The organism is Parasphingorhabdus sp. (assembly GCF_036964675.1).
Lineage (GTDB): Bacteria > Pseudomonadota > Alphaproteobacteria > Sphingomonadales > Sphingomonadaceae > Parasphingorhabdus.
Genome location: NZ_JBALTF010000006.1, coordinates 1 through 16,702, shown reverse-complemented (window position 1 = coordinate 16,702; position 16,702 = coordinate 1). Strand labels below are relative to the sequence as shown.

Annotated in this window: 17 protein-coding genes; 4 read left to right on the top strand and 13 right to left on the bottom strand. The window is 58.8% G+C overall.

Annotated elements, in window-relative coordinates; genetic code table 11:
• Positions 1-63 precede the first annotated feature (63 nt).
• Positions 64-567, top strand: coding sequence for a peptide-methionine (R)-S-oxide reductase MsrB (msrB, locus tag V7665_RS02225; protein ID WP_335662906.1), 504 nt, complete (start codon positions 64-66; stop codon positions 565-567).
• A 9-nt stretch (positions 568-576) separates the two neighbouring features.
• Here msrB and V7665_RS02220 read toward each other — a convergent pair whose 3' ends face one another.
• The 6 genes from V7665_RS02220 to V7665_RS02195 form a co-directional block, all read right to left on the bottom strand.
• The gene (locus V7665_RS02220; protein WP_335662905.1) at positions 577-954 is read right to left on the bottom strand and encodes a VOC family protein; all 378 of its coding nucleotides are present in this window, start codon (positions 952-954) and stop codon (positions 577-579) included.
• Positions 955-1,005: 51 nt separating this feature from the next.
• Entirely contained in the window at positions 1,006-2,778 is a 1,773-nt protein-coding gene (locus V7665_RS02215) for a hypothetical protein (RefSeq protein ID WP_335662904.1), read from the bottom strand.
• Positions 2,779-2,782: 4 nt separating this feature from the next.
• Positions 2,783-4,153: a sulfatase-like hydrolase/transferase gene (locus V7665_RS02210; protein ID WP_335662941.1), complete on the bottom strand. Its 1,371-nt coding sequence runs from the start codon at positions 4,151-4,153 to the stop codon at positions 2,783-2,785.
• Positions 4,154-4,158: 5 nt separating this feature from the next.
• Positions 4,159-4,611: a GtrA family protein gene (locus tag V7665_RS02205; protein WP_335662903.1), complete on the bottom strand. Its 453-nt coding sequence runs from the start codon at positions 4,609-4,611 to the stop codon at positions 4,159-4,161.
• A 95-nt stretch (positions 4,612-4,706) separates the two neighbouring features.
• Entirely contained in the window at positions 4,707-6,284 is a 1,578-nt protein-coding gene (locus V7665_RS02200) for an NAD(P)/FAD-dependent oxidoreductase (RefSeq protein ID WP_335662902.1), read from the bottom strand.
• Positions 6,285-6,409: 125 nt separating this feature from the next.
• Positions 6,410-7,975, bottom strand: coding sequence for an amino acid permease (locus V7665_RS02195; protein ID WP_335662901.1), 1,566 nt, complete (start codon positions 7,973-7,975; stop codon positions 6,410-6,412).
• Between V7665_RS02195 and V7665_RS02190 the strand changes: the two genes are divergently transcribed.
• Positions 7,974-8,171, top strand: coding sequence for a hypothetical protein (locus tag V7665_RS02190; protein ID WP_335662900.1), 198 nt, complete (start codon positions 7,974-7,976; stop codon positions 8,169-8,171). The genes V7665_RS02195 and V7665_RS02190 overlap by 2 nt on opposite strands.
• Positions 8,172-8,276: 105 nt before the next feature.
• Here V7665_RS02190 and V7665_RS02185 read toward each other — a convergent pair whose 3' ends face one another.
• The 7 genes from V7665_RS02185 to ispG all read right to left on the bottom strand — a co-directional run bounded on the left by V7665_RS02185 (position 8,277) and on the right by ispG (position 15,455).
• Complete coding sequence (locus V7665_RS02185; protein ID WP_335662899.1) at positions 8,277-9,626, bottom strand: hypothetical protein; 1,350 nt, start codon at positions 9,624-9,626, stop codon at positions 8,277-8,279.
• Positions 9,623-10,864, bottom strand: a complete 1,242-nt coding sequence (nhaA, locus tag V7665_RS02180) for a Na+/H+ antiporter NhaA (RefSeq protein ID WP_335662898.1) — start codon at positions 10,862-10,864, stop codon at positions 9,623-9,625. Before nhaA ends, V7665_RS02185 begins: the two co-directional genes overlap by 4 nt.
• 100 nt (positions 10,865-10,964) lie before the next feature.
• Positions 10,965-11,978: an LLM class flavin-dependent oxidoreductase gene (locus V7665_RS02175; RefSeq protein WP_335662897.1), complete on the bottom strand. Its 1,014-nt coding sequence runs from the start codon at positions 11,976-11,978 to the stop codon at positions 10,965-10,967.
• Positions 11,975-12,706, bottom strand: coding sequence for a type II secretion system protein N (gene gspN / locus V7665_RS02170; RefSeq protein ID WP_335662896.1), 732 nt, complete (start codon positions 12,704-12,706; stop codon positions 11,975-11,977). Before gspN ends, V7665_RS02175 begins: the two co-directional genes overlap by 4 nt.
• A 15-nt stretch (positions 12,707-12,721) precedes the next feature.
• The gene (locus tag V7665_RS02165; protein WP_335662940.1) at positions 12,722-13,210 is read right to left on the bottom strand and encodes a thioredoxin family protein; all 489 of its coding nucleotides are present in this window, start codon (positions 13,208-13,210) and stop codon (positions 12,722-12,724) included.
• A gap of 10 nt (positions 13,211-13,220) precedes the next feature.
• Positions 13,221-14,117: a YghX family hydrolase gene (gene yghX / locus V7665_RS02160; protein ID WP_335662895.1), complete on the bottom strand. Its 897-nt coding sequence runs from the start codon at positions 14,115-14,117 to the stop codon at positions 13,221-13,223.
• A 201-nt stretch (positions 14,118-14,318) separates the two neighbouring features.
• Entirely contained in the window at positions 14,319-15,455 is a 1,137-nt protein-coding gene (ispG, locus tag V7665_RS02155; RefSeq protein WP_335662894.1) for a flavodoxin-dependent (E)-4-hydroxy-3-methylbut-2-enyl-diphosphate synthase, read from the bottom strand.
• A 117-nt stretch (positions 15,456-15,572) separates the two neighbouring features.
• Here ispG and V7665_RS02150 point away from each other — a divergent pair, with 117 nt between their 5' ends.
• The gene (locus V7665_RS02150) at positions 15,573-16,238 is read left to right on the top strand and encodes an SDR family oxidoreductase (RefSeq protein WP_335662893.1); all 666 of its coding nucleotides are present in this window, start codon (positions 15,573-15,575) and stop codon (positions 16,236-16,238) included.
• A gap of 48 nt (positions 16,239-16,286) precedes the next feature.
• On the top strand, positions 16,287-16,702 hold a 416-nt coding region (locus V7665_RS02145; protein ID WP_335662892.1), incomplete at its 3' end, for a phosphatase PAP2 family protein.

The window sequence follows — 16,702 nt, the reverse complement described above, 5'->3', positions numbered from 1 at the left end:
GAAAATCTGTAACCCTTGGGCTTCCTGCTGCGAATGAATCAGGAATTTTGACAAGGATTGCAGATGAAATCACCCGATCGGCGCACCGTCATATCCGGAACTCTGGCAGCCGTTGGAGCTTATGGGCTTGTGCGCCTGTCGGGCGTGTTCGACCAGGCAAATGCGCGATCCGAACCGTTCAAAATCAATCGGACACCGGAGCAATGGCAGCAGCAGCTGGGCGCGGCCCGCTACCGGATATTGCGCATGGAAGGTACCGAACGCGCCTATTCCAGCCCGCTGAATGGTGAGAAGCGCAACGGCGTTTATGCCTGCGCCGGCTGCAATCTCGGCGTCTATAAATCGGACAAAAAATATGACAGCGGCACCGGCTGGCCGAGCTTTTGGGGTCCGATCGCCAAGGACCGGATTGGCACGACAACAGACTATAAGATCGGCTATCCTCGGACCGAAGTCCATTGCGCGCGCTGCGGCGGGCATCTCGGGCATATTTTCAATGATGGGCCGAAACCAACCGGCAAGCGGCATTGCATCAACGGGCTCGCGCTTAAATTCATTCCAGCATAGACTGGCACATCAGCTTTCTGGCGCGTCTACCTGCTGCCAGAATTCGAGCTTGATCCCGTCGCAATCAAGGATCCAGGCAAATTTGCCATATCCTTCATCAATCTGACCCAAAATCTCCAGGCCTTTTTCTTCGAGCTGCTCGACATAGGCGTCCAGATCGTCAACCCGCAGATTGATCATGAACCGCGCCTCGCTGGGTTTCAGATAGTCGGTGTCTTCCGGGAAATGGCTGATCAGACTATAGGGCTTTTCGCCTTTCTCTTCCGACCAGTTGAGCATCGGACCATATTCTCCGTCCAGCTCCAGATATTCCTTGTACCATTTGCGTGTTGCCGCCGGATCCTTCACCTTGTGAAAAACCCCACCGAGTCCGGTGACCCTTGCCATTATAATCTCCACGGTTTTTATTTTTGACGCCCGAGTGAAAACTATTATATTTTACGTAGCGTTTTGCAACCTTATTGGCGTCACTCGCCAGACGACGAGGCTATTGTCCCGAATATGGACAGGCTGCAGCCAATCCGGTTTTTGGCCTTTGACCAGTTGGGCCCACAGGCCTTCGGGATTTTTCTTCGCATAGATGGCCAGCTCCGGCTCCGCTTCGCAGGCGACGATATAGCGAATATTGTGGGCCTCCAGCAAAGCACTGGCCACATCTGGTGCGGAGGTAAAAATCCTGATCTGGTCCGCCATCGCCTGATCGTTGCGATGGTGGCTGGTGGCGAGCACATTATGCGGAGTCAGCAGCAATATGCGTGGTCCGAAATCGAACGGCGCCAGGATGTTGGACCGGGGCAAGGCGTTGAGCCGGGCGAGCGAAGCATCATTCTCGCATGCAGCGGTCTCCAGGTTTTCCTCGGTTTTTTGGTCCTTGCCGCTGACACCGTTGAATAGCGCGATGGCCAGCGGTCCCGGCATGATCAGGAACACGACCGCTGCGGTGGCCAGGATACGCGATAGCGGACGCTTGATGCCCCGCGCCTTCACAAAAGCCTGATGCACGGCCCAGGCCATGAATGGCAGGGCAAAGGCTGCCGCGACCGCCGTCGCGCGCTGAACGAACAGCGACAGCACCAATGCCCAGAGAAAGGCATAGCCAAGGACGAACAATTTGCTGCGATCAATCTGGCCGGGACGGACGCGCACGATATAGATCAGACTGACCAGCCCGACGATGATCGATCCGCCGAGCAAGGTAACCATGGTCTTCCCGTTCTGATACCAGATCGGCAGGCCTTCGAGGACATTGACCAGCCAATATTCGCGGACGATCGGATCCATCGTGTTGAACGCCCCGCCGATACATTGCGGCGCAAGGCCATAGAAGACAGCCAATGCCGCCCCGCCGGCAACGGCGAGGCTGACGACGCGCAGCGGGATGTTCGCGGGCAGCCATTTGATTGCCGGCAGGATGACAGCGGCCCCTGTCACGCAAGCCAGCAAATGCGCTGGCGAAAGCGCATCACAATAGTTGATGGCGGCGTCGAAACTGCCCTGGCTAGCAAAATAGAAGATGAAACTGGCAATCAGAAAGGACAATAAGGTCCAGAATAGTCGGACTCCTTCTTCGGTCTGGAAGACCCAGCGCCAGACCAGCAGCACGACAAAGGCAGCCGATATCGGCAAACCTTCCAGTGATATCGAAAGCCAGAGCGCCAGCGCCATGCCGAGGGCGATTCCGCCTCTGCGTTTCTCGGGCCAGCACATCGTCCACAGCGCGGTCAGCGCGAGCACAATCTGCCAGCCATGATGATCGACCCGCATCGGCCGGATTTGTGCAACAATCGGCACTGCAGTCGCGGTCAGGGCGGCCGCCAATATCGCGATATTGCGGTCAAAAAGCTGTTCGCTGATTTTCATGGCCAGCCACATGGCGATGCCCAGCGTGATCAGCGGTACGACAACCATTGCGCCGGTTTCTGCGCTCGCCGCACCAATCAATGGCCTGAGCAGCAGGAATACCAAAGCCAGCGGCAGCTCGATCCAGCGCGGCCAGTGCATCGGCTGGCTGTCCGGTTCACCGATGCGATATTGGGTCGTGTCGAACCAGCTTTGTCCGCCGAGCCAGTCGCGCAGCTGCACCATGCGCAGCTGATCGTCCGGATCCCAGCCGATGCCGCTGCTGATCTGGCCGCGAGTGACCAGAATCAGCACCGCGCATACCGCGAGCCAGATCAGTAATAGTGGCAGGTTGCCGCGCAAGCGTTCCAAAATCTTATCCCTCGGGTTGTGAGGCCTTGGCTTTCAGGTAAAGCCATGGAACCCGCTCCGGGTCAAATTGCGAACGGTGATGGCGGTCAAAAAATGGTGGCATATGATCGCCAACCAGCAATATATCCGCTTCCGGAAAATCACTCGCGGTAATTTCCTTGATCAGCGCCTTGTCGATATCATCAAATATCGCGAACTGGCGGCAGATCATCGGATAGTCACGGGCCAGTGCAGCCGATGTTTTTTCGCAATTTTCGGTGTCGAGATTCTGCTCGGTCGGGACCGGCAAATGGGTGTTCAGTGTCAGCCAATATTGGAAAGTGGGCTGCTTCGCCCGTTTCAGATTTTCGGCCAGCATCTTCGGCACCTGACGGTCGCAAGCGCCGGCAAAAACACCGCCACACCATTCAGCGCCGCGTTTTTCCAGATCCACTGCAAATTCGCGCTTTTGAAAGCCGATCTTGGGATACCAGTCCTCCCGTTTGAAGAACGGACCCTTGAAACTATGCATCGCCTGCGTCGCATAGCCTTTTTTGGCGAGCTGCGCCGGCAGGCAATCCAACGTCTTCGGATCATTGGTTTCGAGCAATTCATAATAGTCGCCCCAGCGACCGCACAGCTCGCGCAGCTCGCCGGAGGTGGTGCTGTTATAATAGAGGCTGGTACCCTGGCTGACCTCATAACGCGCCTTGACGGCACTATCGTTATAATAGGCGAACAGCTTGTCCGACATCGCCTTGTTATTTTTCGGAACACCCAGCGATTCAACGATGATCAGCACCAGATGGCGCTTGCCATCGGCGCGCGCGGCAAAGCCCGACTTGCTGACCGCCGATTCAAAAGCTGCGCCGACCGGAGCGGGCCGGAAATAATGGCCGCGCATCCCCTCGCCGATTGCGGCATCGGCGCCGACAAGTCCGAAGATCAATGCTCCGCCGAGCAGGATATGCAGCGGTTTGGCGAAATTGGTATCGCGCTTGAGCAGGAACCAGCTGCCGATCAATATGCCGACGATGACCACCGCTGCGGCAATATATTCAATCGAGTTGCCGGGCTTGATCTCGGCGAAAAACTGCATCGAATAGAGCAGGGAGTCGAGCGTCAGGCTGAACAGGCCGGAAACGAAGGAGAGCAAGGAATAGACCATCACGCCAACAAAACCGATCCACTGCACCGCTCTCGGCATGCGTTTGACAATCAGACCGACGAGACCCGCCAGCGCAATCGGAATCGCACGCGGCGGCGCGCCGACCATCCACATCGCCATGAACGGGATATTGGCCAGCACTATCCAGACCAGAGCCCAGTTAAGAAATCTTTTGAAGTCCGGGCTGAAGCGATGCTTTTTTGCCGGGGCTTCGAGGGTCATGTCCATATAGCTCACCGGAACACGCCATATTTCCGAGTCAGATAGACGGCGAAGAAACTGACGGCAACCGCCGCCGCCTTGGCCATCACCGGCAGCACACCGGCACTGGTGAGACCGCTGACCATGCTGACCGTTATGCCCAGGCCGAGCACGGCGGTGCCGATGAAACCGAGCCGCTGCAAGTGCAGCGCCGCACCATCACGGGCCTTGCCGGGGAAAACGAAGCTGGATGAAATCAGCCAGTGAATGACAATACCGGCGCTATAACCGGCTGCCGATGCCCATCCCGGATCGACCAGGAAAGCGACCAATACCATGAACAGGGCGACATCAAAGGCGAGGCTGACGACGCTCGCCAGCAAATAGCGGGTGATCGAAAAACGGTTGAGAATCGCGAGCGGAGCGGGCAGCTGTCCGACCCAGCCGCCGACGGTTGACCGTCTCTCTTGGCTGCTGCGTTCCATTTACTTGTGTCCCTGCGAAGGCAGGGACCCATCACCCGCCATCGCCTTTGCAGGAGAACAGCAGAATTTTATGTCCGGGCAACCCAAGGTCATTTCTAAGCGGCCCGCTTCGCTGGCTTGTCTTCCTCGATCCGCGTCGGTACATCGCGCATGCTTTCAAGCGCCGCCACACGATCTTCGCTAATTTCTTCAGCAATGATTGTCTCCGCGCCTTCATCACCCGATTCGTGATATTCGGCGTCTTCGTTGACGTTCCAGACATTCCACTTGCGGGTGCCGGCTTCGATATTTTCAACGGACAGCATCGCTGTCATCATCGCATGATCCTGATTATTATAACGGTGCATGCCGTTGCGACCGACCATGTGCAGCGTCGGAAAACGGCTTTCCAGATCATCGCGCATGGTGGCGACATTATCTTCATAGCTGTCGTCATAGACCGGATAGGCCTTCTCCTGACGGACAACCGCGCCGCCGGTGACATCTTCCGGATTGCACAGGCCGAGGATCGCCATTTCCTGCTTGGCAAGCTCGATCAGATCTTCGTCGGATGAGGACCACAGGCCGTCATTTTCAAAACAGAAATATTCCAGGCCAACACAGGCGATATGCTCGTCCGGCACCATTTCCGGTGACCAGCTGCGAAAATTCTGTACCCGGCCGACTTGCACGCGATCATCATGGATATAGATCCAGTTGTCGGGGAACAGGTCGTCCGATTTGACCATCAGCGCCACGGTGAGAAAATCGCGATATTTCAGATCCTGCGCTTCCGGCAAAGACTGCGGCAGCGGGTGGATGCGGGTGGCGAGTTCGCGCATCGGCGCGCTCGAAATCACATGTTTCGCGGTGATGATGGTTTCGCCATCTGCGCTCGAGGCGCTCATCCGCCAATTGCCATCACCATCCTGGGCGAGCTGTTTCAGGCTATGCCCCATCAGCACTTCATTGCCTTTGGCTTCGACATGGCGCTTGGCGGCATCCCACATCATGCCGGGGCCGAGGCGAGGATAGCGAAAAGTTTCGAGCAGGGTTTTCACTTCCTGTCCGTCATTCGGTTTCTTGTTGAGACCAAGCGAGCGTTTCAGGCCGTCGGTGACCGCGTTCCAGAGGCTGAGACCCTTGATCCGCTGGGCCGCCCAGTCCGCCGACATTTCGTCGCATGGCATGCCCCAGACCTTCTCGGTATAGGTCTTGAAGAAAATCGAATAGAGCTTGTGACCGAACTGGTTGACCGTCCAGTCTTCAAAGCTCTTCACATTCTTGTTCGGGAAGACCTTCGCCTTGCCATAGCTGAGCATGCACAGGGTCGAGCGCCAGATGCCGAGGTTCCACAGGGCTTCAAAGGCACGCAGCGGATAGCTGTAAAATTTGCCCTCATAATATATCCGGCTCATCCGCGGACGCTGGATGAAGTCGTCGGGCAGGATTTCATTCCACAGATCGACCACTTCCTGGCTTTTGGAAAAGAAGCGATGCCCGCCAATATCAAAGCGGAAGCCGTCATGTTCCACCGTCCGGCTGATCCCGCCGACATATTTCGGGTCTTTTTCGATCACGGTGACCTTATAGCCCTTTTTGGAGAGCAGATAGGCGGCGGTCAGACCCGCCGGTCCGGCACCGATAATGGCTACGTCTACGAGCTTTTCTGCGGCTTTGCTTGGCGTATTCATACAGTCTGGTCCCTGTCCATGGTGCGCCCTGTGCGAGCGCGGTTCATGTTTCAGAAACAGGAGTGAACGAAATTGGTTAGCAGATAGTTAATGTCGCCCCGAAATTTACAGGCGACAAAGGCCGCTTATTGGTCGCTGATCGGCGGTACCGGCTGCGGCGGTGCATCGGCATCGCTCTCGTGCACCTCGATATGGCCGCGCCCGACATGGCTCTTTCTGTAACCATAAGCGAAATAGAGCAGCAGCCCGATCCCGCCCCAGATCGGCAGCACCATTTTCGCCTCATAGGGAAGATTGTAGAAAAGCCCCAGACAGCCGACGATCGCCAGCGGCGCGACCACCCAGACCAGCGGCGTGCGGAACGGGCGATGCCGGCCCGGATCGGTGCGGCGCAGGATCAACACCGCCAGAGCGACCATCAAAAAGGCGAATAATGTCCCCGAATTGGAGATGTCCGCCAGCTGGCCGACCGGCAGAAACGCCGCAAATACCGATACCGCGACACCGGTGATGGCGGTGACGATATGGGGCGTTTTCCATTTTGGGTGAATGGTGGCGAGCTTTTCGGGCAACAGGCCGTCGCGCGCCATCACGAAGAAGATCCGGGTCTGACCGAAGAGCATGATCAAGATCACCGATGGCAGCGCGAGGAAGGCGGCAATGCCGATCATATTGCCAAAGGCCGGATAGCCGATATGACGCAGCACGAAAGCCAGCGCCTCGTGGCTGCACACCAGAGGTTCATGGCCAGCGGCCAGCAAGGCCTGACATTGCGCGGCAAAGGCGGTGCTGCCGGGCGCGAGCGTGTTGCCAGCGGCATCGACAATCGGCTGCGCGCCGACCGTACCAATCGCGCCTGCCGCGACCAGCAGATAGAAAACCGTGCAAATCGCCAGACTGCCGAGCAGCCCGATCGGCACGTTGCGCTGCGGGTTTTTGGTCTCCTCCGCCGCAGTCGAAACCGCGTCAAAGCCGACATAGGCGAAAAATATCGAGGCAGCCGCGCCAACCGCGCCAAAACCGCGGCTCTCGCCAAACCAGCCATTGGGCATGAACGGATCGAAATTCTGCCCCTGCATCATCGGCAGGGTGAGCACGATGAACATGGTCAGCGCCGTCACCTTGATCGCGACCAGCACCGCATTGACCTTGGCGCTCTCGCTGGTGCCGATCATCAGCAGAAAGGTGACCAGCAGCGCGATGATCAGCGCCGGCAGATTGATCAGCCCGCCCGGCGCATAGCCGCCAATGGTCAGCGCCCTCGGTAGCTCTATCCCGGCATTGGCCAGCAGGCCGACAAAATAGCCCGACCAGCCCACCGAAACCGCGCTCGCCGCCACCGCATATTCCAGGATCAGCGCCCAGCCGACCATCCACGCCAGCAGCTCGCCCATCACCGCATAAGTATAGGTATAGGCGGAGCCTGATACCGGCACCATCGAGGCCAGTTCCGAATAGCAGAGCGCAGCGACCGCGCAGACCAGCCCGGCGATCACGAAACTCCACATCATCCCCGGCCCGGCCTTCTGCGCCGCCTCCGATGTCAGTACGAAAATTCCGGTGCCGATAACCGCACCAACGCCCAGCAAGGTAAGCTGAACCGGTCCGAGAGAGCGGGTTAGCGCCTTTTTCTCTGCCGTGGCCAAAATCGCGTCGAGAGGCTTGATACGTCCGAAAAGATTGAAGGCCATGAAGCAATCCTATCCCGAAAAACTGCGCTTGGATTACGCCGATTTTTGCAATGCGCAAGAGGGATTCGGCGGGGTGTTCGCGATTATTCTAAGCGCAGATAGGAAGGGTTTTCCGGGCTGGAATTACTACCCCATCTTCTCCCTTGAGGAAGAAGGGCAATGCACGGAATCCGGATTTGGAAACTCGTCATCCTGAACTCGTTTCAGGATCCAGGGAGAAAGGACAGCTATTGCCGTTCTGAATGCTGAATCAAGTTCAGCATGACGAATTCATTGTACTGGAACCATTACCCCAGCCAAATCATTCCACCAAATTGCTTTGCAAATCCCCCGGCAACATCGGCTCGCTCAGCAACCGCTCCATCGCCTTCCAGCGCCAGACCGGTGCGTCGCCCTGCGCCTCGATCCAGTCGCGGACCATTTCCATGCCGAGACCGTAGTTGATCACATAGCTGCGATATTGCTCGTTGAAATCGGTCATCTGCTCGGCCCGCTCGCGCGAAACCAGCTGATATTTCTGATTCAGCGCAACCGCTTGCTCGCGGGTGATTTCGCCATCGAGATATTGCTGCGCAATCGTCATCCGCGCGCCGCTGAGCGCCTGTTTGGCGATCTGCAGCGCCCAGTAAGCCGCCGCCGTATCGGGATCGAGACCGGCGAGCGGGTATAGCACTTCGCGCTCATAATCCAGCCGCTCCTGGCCGCTGAACGCCAGCTCGATGCCATAATTGGCCGAGCCCTCAGCGATCAGGCTTTGCGGGCTGTAGAGCGGATAGATGGAAAATTCCTGCCAGCCGCGGCCCCTGGTCAGATTCTGCTCGAGCAACATATTATAGACATGATGGCCGGGATAGCCTTCGTGGCAGCCGAGATCGACGGCGCGGCCGATGAAGATCGGCAGGTCGGTGTTGACCTGGATCAGGCTCTGATAATTGCCCTGATAATAATTATAGCCGCTCCAGCTCTTGCCGGTGACAAATTCCAGCCTAAAATTCTCGCCCTCGGGCAGATCGAAATATTGCGCGGTCCGCGCCTTGCACTCGGCAATCGCAGTGTCGAACACGACCTGCAGCCGGTCCTTGGGGATGATATAGCCATTTTCAAACGCCGCTACCCGCTCGCTCAGCGGTCCTTCACCCGGCGCAAGATTTTCAATCTCCTCGAGCACTGGATCAAATTCTTCCAGCGGCCGGAGCTCCGGCGTCACCCCGAACAATCCCTTGGCCTCCTTGGCAAAGGGAAACACCTCTCCCTGGATCATCGCATGGCGGGTCACCGCCGCTTCCAGTTGCGCCGACAGAAAGTGCTTACGCGCCGCGACCAGCGGATCATCGCCGGTCGGCACCGCGTCGAGCCGTTCCATCATCTTGATGAATTCATTGCCCAGCTCGATCAGCGAAGGCTTGTCAGCCTTCAAAATCTCGGCATATTCCGGCGGACCATAATAAGCATCGACATAGCCCGGCTCATATTTGTCCATGGCCAGAGAGAAGAAGATATAGTCCTGGACGATATCATCGATCGACATGGGCACGACCGAAATACTGGCCGGCACCGGCTGAACTGGTGCCGGTGGATCTGCAGCCAGAGCGGCAGCAGGGCTGCAGCCGACAAAGAACAGGCCAGCGGTGAGAAACGGAGAAATTTTCAAAGCACCGCCTTCAGTTCTTCGGCCTCTTCCTTGTCGAGGGATTTCAGATGCTTGTCCTGCGGCGCAAAGCGGAGAATGCAAAAGCCGACAACGGCCGACAGCAAAGAACCGCCAAGCACGCCGATCTTGGCCTCTTCGATCAGCAGCTCCTCACCAGGGAAGGCCAGCGCGCCGATAAACAGGCTCATCGTGAAGCCGATACCGCAGAGCATCGCCACACCGTAGACCTGCAGCCAGCTGGCGCCGCCGAGGCGACCGGCAAAACCGGTTTTCACCGCGATCCAGACGCTGGCGAAAATACCGATCTGCTTGCCGAAGAACAGGCCGGCGGCAATGCCGAGCGGCAAAGGCGCAAAAACCTGCTCCCAGCCGATACCTTCAAGCGACACGCCGGCATTGGCGAAGCCGAAAACCGGCACGATCAGAAAGGCGCTCCATGGCGAAATCGCATGTTCGAGCCGGTGCAGTGGAGAATTTTCATCATCCGGCGAGGTCGGCGTGACCACGATCGGGATAACCATCGCGGCCAAGACCCCGGCGATCGTGGCATGAACCCCGGACATCAGCACAGTATACCAAAGCAGACCGGCACCGATCAGATAGGGCCAGAGCTTGAGCACGCCATTGCGGTTCATCGTGTACATGATCGCCAGTATCGCGGCGCTGGCCAGCAGCGCCGCGCCGTTGATCTCGGCCGTGTAAACCAGCGCGATAATCGCCACCGCGCCCATGTCGTCGACAATCGCGACGGTGACCAGAAACAGTTTGAGCGAGGTTGGCGCGCGCGGGCCAAGCAGGGCGAGCACGCCGATCGCAAAGGCAATATCGGTGGCAGCCGGAATCGCCCAGCCATTATAGAGATGGGGCACATCCTTGACGACGAACAGATAGATCAGCGCCGGAACCACCATCCCTGCTGCGGCAGCGAGTACCGGCAGTCGCCGGCGTTCCCAAGTGTTCAGCCGTCCGTCGACAAATTCGCGCTTGATTTCCAGCCCGACGAGCAGGAAGAAAATCGCCATCAGCCCGTCATTAATCCACAAATGCGGCGTCATCGGCCCCAGTTTGCTGGACAGGGTCGGTCCCTTCAGTTCGTGCAGAAAATGGTGATACATGTCGTATAACGGGCTGTTCGCCACCACCATCGCCAGCGCGGCAGCGACCATCAGCAATATGCCGCCCGCCGCTTCGCTTTTCAGAAAGTCGCGAAGTGCTGAATTTCTACCTGTGCGTGGCACGTTTTCTTCTCCCTTGGGGGGTCTATTCCGGAATTGCGATTTTCCGGGTCATGCGCAGGCCAGATGGTAAAATCAAGACTTGTATGCAGCCAATTTGGCCCTAAGCGGCGACCAGATCACGAACGCCTGCAGCAATGGTATAGCTTTTCTCGCGCGCTGCCTGATCGAAGATCGACCCGGAGATGATCAGCTCATCGGCGCCGGTCCGTTCGACAAAGCGGTCAACCGCCTGTTTCACACTATCGGCCGATCCCACCGCACTGCCCTGCATGATCTGCTCGAGCATCGACTGGAACTGGGGTGGCAGGCTTTCGCGATAGCCTTCGACCGGCGGCGGCATTTTGCCCGGATTGCCGGTGCGCAGCGCGACAAAGCTCTGCAGCATCGAGCTGGCCAGATATTCCGCTTCCGCGTCGCTGTCGGCGGCAAATATGTTGAAGCCGCACATCACATAAGGCTCGGCCAGCTGCGCCGACGGTTTGAAGTCGCGGCGGTAAATGGTGAGCGCCTCATCCAGCATCTGCGGCGCAAAATGCGATGCAAAGGCATAGGGCAGGCCCAGCGCTGCCGCCAGTTGCGCACCAAACAGGCTGCTGCCGAGAATATAGAGCGGGATATTCGTCCCCTGCCCCGGCGTTGCCTGGATACCAAGCCGTTCGTCGCCTGCCAGAAACGCCTGCAATTCGAGCACATCGCGCGGAAATTCATTGGCATCGCTGTTCAGATTGCGGCGCAAGGCCTGTGCGGTCCGCTGGTCCGATCCCGGTGCCCGGCCAAGCCCCAGATCAATCCTTCCCGGGAACAGCGCTTCCAGCGTCCCGAATTGCTCGGCAATCATCATCGGCGCATGATTGGGCAGCATGATCCCGCCGGCACCGATGCGGATGGTCTTGGTTCCCTGTCCGACATGGCCGAGTGCGACCGCGGTGGCGGCGCTGGCAATGCCTTCCATACCATGATGTTCGGCCATCCAGAACCGCTCATAGCCAAGCGCCTCGCCATGCTGCGCAAGCGCCAGCGACCGGTCGAGTGCGGTTCTGACATCGCTGCCCAGCGGCACCGGCGAAAGATCAAGAATCGAAAATTTTACCGCTTTGGTGCCCATTTGCATCATTGTCCGTTCCTTTGTCCCAACTGCCCGGCAACCTTGATCGCATAGCCACTGGGAGCCTTGCGAAAGCCAAGCGTCGGCAATAGCAGGGTCCAGGCGCGGTCGCTACCCGAGAGGAACAGCCGCGCGGTATAAAAGCCATTGCCTTGGAGTTTCAGCGTCAGCTGCTCCATGCCGGACCCGCTTTGCAGCGGCAGCACCAGCACGCCGTCCTGACATTCCGCCTTGCCGAGCAACCCCTGCTTGAGATTCAACCCGGGAATATTGGCGTCGAGCGAAACCCGCACCTGACCGCTGGCCGACTGGCAGCGGCCCTGGGCAAAGCTGATGCTGACCGCCTGCAGATCAATCGCGGAGGCCGGCAGCGGCGCCAATTGGCGGCCCACGCTCAATATTGTGGTCAGATCCTGCACCACCAGACTGTTGCCGGCCTTGCCGACGGTTGCGACCAGCCCCGGATCACCGGCGACCGGTGGCCGTTCGAGATCGAGCAGCACCCGGCCGGTCAGCAGCGGCAGCAACCGCACACCGGCATCCAGATCACCCAGCGGAAACAGCCCGAGCTGCGCGCCCTCGATCCGGCCGTTCCAGACCGATCCACTGATCGCCTTGGCGGAGAAGCGCGTTCCCTCCAGCCCGGCCATGCTCACGGCCAGCCGCAGCGGCAGGAAGAACAAGGCCACGGCAATCACGGAGATTATGATCAATATATAGGTCAATGCGCGCGGCACCTGCTTTCCTTCAATTCAGAGTTCAGCGGCAAATTGGTCGAAATAGACGAAAATATCGTCTTGCTCCCGGCGCGCGGCATCGCGCCATTTCGGTGCGGACTGGCGATTGAGCAGGTCACCGCTCGATGACAGGACGAGCACCGTCGGCGTGCCCTTGATCGACTTCAGGCCAAAGCGCCGGGCAATATCGATATTGCGGTCCTTGTACCCGACATCGACATAGACCAGCTCATATTTGGCTTCGAGCATCGCAGCGAAACGCGGCTGCGCAAACCAGCCCGCTAGGCCGCGGCTATCGTGACACCAGTTTGCGCCCATCACGAGAATCACCCGCTTTTCATTGAGTTGTGCACGGGCTAGCGCTGCATCGACTTGCGCTGTCGCATCGGCAGATTCCTCAAACGGACGGGCCTCTGGATGGTCGGCCACAGCCCCCTCGGCCTGCGCCGATTGCGGAGAGGTGGTGGTAGCCATCGCCAAAAACAGCAGGAACAGGAAACGCATCAAGCTGCGATCAACCGCGCAAATGCGTGTCGAAAAACGCCATTGTCCGCCGCCATGATAATTGGGCCGCTTCCTCGTCATAGCGCGGCGTCGTGTCATTGTGGAATCCATGGTTCACATCGGGGTAGAAATGCACGCTATATTCTTTCTGATGCTCCGCCAAAGCCGCCTCATAGGCCGGCCAGCCGGCGTTGATCCGCTCGTCATTGCCAGCATGATGGATCATCAGCGGCGCTGCAATCGCTGGCACATCGCCGGCTTCCGGCTGGCGTCCATAATAAGGCACCGACGCGGCGAGATCGGGATAGGCCACCGCCAGCGCGTTGCACACGCCGCCGCCATAGCAGAAACCGACCGCGCCGACCTTGCCGGTCGAACCATCATGGTCGCGCAGAAATTCAAAGGCGGCGAAGAAATCCTCCATCAGCTTGGCGCTGTCCAGCGTCCGCTGCATCGTCCGCCCGTCATCGTCATTACCGGGATAGCCGCCCAGAGAGGACAGGCCGTCGGGGGCCAGCGCCAGATAACCGGTCTTGGCCACCCGCCGGGCTACATCCTCGATATAGGGATTGAGGCCGCGGTTTTCGTGGATCACCAGCACCGCCGGCAATTTGCCCGTCGCCCCCGCCGGCTTCGCCATCAACGCATTGATTGGGCCATGACCTTCGGCGCTCATATAGCTGATCCGTTCGGCGCTGATCGAAGGATCATCCGGCTCGACCTGCGCCGCCCAGGCATAATTGGGTTGTAGCTGATCCAGGATCATCGCCCCGGTCACGCCAGCGGCAGCAAATTTCCCGGCCTGCTTGATAAAATCCCGCTTCGAGATCGCGCCATGGACATAGCCGTCGAAAATCTCGAGAATATGGGGGTGGAAGTCGCTTGCGCGTTTGCGGGTCAAAGTCATGTTGGATCATCCGTCAGCGAAGTTTAGCAGAAGTTCCGGTTAGCATAGAATATACTTTTGGTAATCCCGTTTGTGCTGAGCCCGTCGAAGCGCCTTGCCCGGCATAGCACTGACGATGCGCTTTACGAGAGAGGCCCTTCGACAGGCTCAGGGCAAACGGTTCTGACCTTATTCATTGGTTGTACAAATTACGGCCTGCCCTCATTCCGCCGGTTCCATGGCCAGATCCGCCGCATCAATCTCCGCCGCCTTGGCCTCGACCAGCTTGACGATATGATCGACCATATCCTCGTCCGCGACATGATGGTCGGTGACGCCGGAGAGATAGACCATATGCTTGCCCTTGCCGCCACCGGTGATGCCGATGTCGGTTTCGCGCGCCTCGCCGGGGCCATTGACCACGCAGCCGAGCACGGAGAGCGAAAGCGGCGTGCGGATATGCTGCAGCCGTTCTTCCAGTTTCTGCACCGTGCGGATCACGTCGAAACCCTGCCGCGCGCAGCTCGGGCAACTGACCACCCGGACGCCGCGCGTGCGCAGGCCGAGTGCTTTCAGCATGTCATAGCCGACGCGCACTTCTTCTTCCGGTTCCGCCGACAGGCTCACCCGGATCGTGTCACCAATCCCGGCCCACAGCAGATTGCCGATGCCGATCGAGCTTTTCACCGTGCCGCCAATCAGGCCGCCCGCCTCGGTAATACCGACGTGCAGCGGACAATCGACCGCGTCGGCCAGCTGCATATAGGCGGCAACCGCGAGAAACACGTCCGACGCCTTCACCGCCACCTTGTACTCGTGAAAATCATGGTCCTGCAGTATCTTGATATGGTCGAGCGCGCTTTCGACCAGAGCTTCCGGACAGGGCTCGCCATATTTCTCGAGCAGATGTTTTTCCAGACTGCCCGCATTGACGCCAATACGGATCGCGCAGCCATTGGCCTTGGCCGCGTCGATGACTTCGCGCACCCGCGCCGAGGAACCGATATTGCCGGGATTGATCCGCAGACAGGCCGCGCCCGCTTCGGCGGCTTCGATCCCGCGCTTATAGTGAAAGTGAATATCCGCGACGATCGGCACCTTGCTGGCGCGGACAATCTGTTTCAGCGCAGCGGTGCTTTCGACATCAGGGCAGGAGACGCGGATGATGTCGACGCCGGCTTCCTCGCAGCGACGAATCTGGTCGATCGTCGCCTTGGCATCGCTCGTCAGCGTGTTGGTCATCGTCTGCACGGTAATCGGCGCATCGCCGCCGACCGGCACATCGCCGACCATGATCTGGCGGCATTTGCGCCGCTCGATATCACGCCAGGGGCGCAAGGAGGGATTTTCAGCTGTCATTGGTTGAAACCTGCGGGACTGTTGCTCATGTAGACATATATAGCGGTTTCACCCTGCAGGTGCGAGGGGCGATTGCCCCTGTCACAAAAAAAGTACACCAACCAGAAGGAAATTCACATGGCCACAGTCATAATCACCGGCGCAAATAGGGGCCTGGGCCTCGAAATGGCGAAACAATATGCGGCCAATGGCTGGGATGTCATCAGCACCGCCCGGGAACCCGAAAAGGCGAAAGAACTCAAGGCGATCGACAAGGTCACGGTCATGCACCTAGATGCAGCGGATGATGCGAGCATAGAAAAATTTGTCGCGCAACTCGCTGACCGGCCGGTAGACCTGTTCATCAACAACGCCGGAATATACGGCCCGACCGAACTGGACCGCGACCAATGGCTCGACCTGTTCAACGTCAATGTGGTTGGCCCGGTCAAGCTGGCAACGGCCCTCAAGGACAATGTTACCAAATCTGCAGACGGCAAGATGGTGGTCATCTCCAGCCAGGTCGGCAGCATCGCCGAAAATGACAGCGGCAACATGATGTATTACCGCACCAGCAAGGCGGCGGTGAACCAGGCCTGGCACTCACTCGCACAGCAGTGGCAGGACGAAGGCCTGACGCTGGCGATGCTGCACCCGGGCTGGGTGCAGACCGATATGGGCGGTGCCAATGCCGACCTGACCCCGGAGGAAAGCGTCGAGGGCATGCGGGCGGTGATCGACGGGCTCAGCCATGACCAGAATGGTAAATTTTATGACTATAGCGGCCGTGAAATTCCCTGGTAGAATATCGGCTGGCGATGCATAACGCCGCCACCGAACAAGGATTTTCCCATGAAACATTTGCCCGGTTTTTTGCCGATGATCCCGATCATCGCCGCCTTGACCTTTGCCGCCCCGGCCCAGGCCAGCGACAAGGGCTGGGCTACCGCCAGCGATATCGGCCGCGATGCGCTGGTGGCTTCCGCCTTTCTGGTTCCCGCCGTGCAGGAGGACTGGCATGGCGATCTTCAGGCACTGGGCAGCATCGGCGCGGCCTTTGCGCTGACCCAGGGTGCCAAACAGGCCTTCCCGCGCCTGCGCGCCGACGGCAGCGACAATGACAGCTTCCCCTCGGGCCACAGCTCGACCTCCTTTGCTGCCGCCGCGACCTTGCAAAACCGCTATGGCTGGGAAGTCGGCATCCCGGCGCAGCTGGTCGCCGCCTTTGTCGGCGTCGCCCGGGTACAGGCGCACAAACATTATTGGTC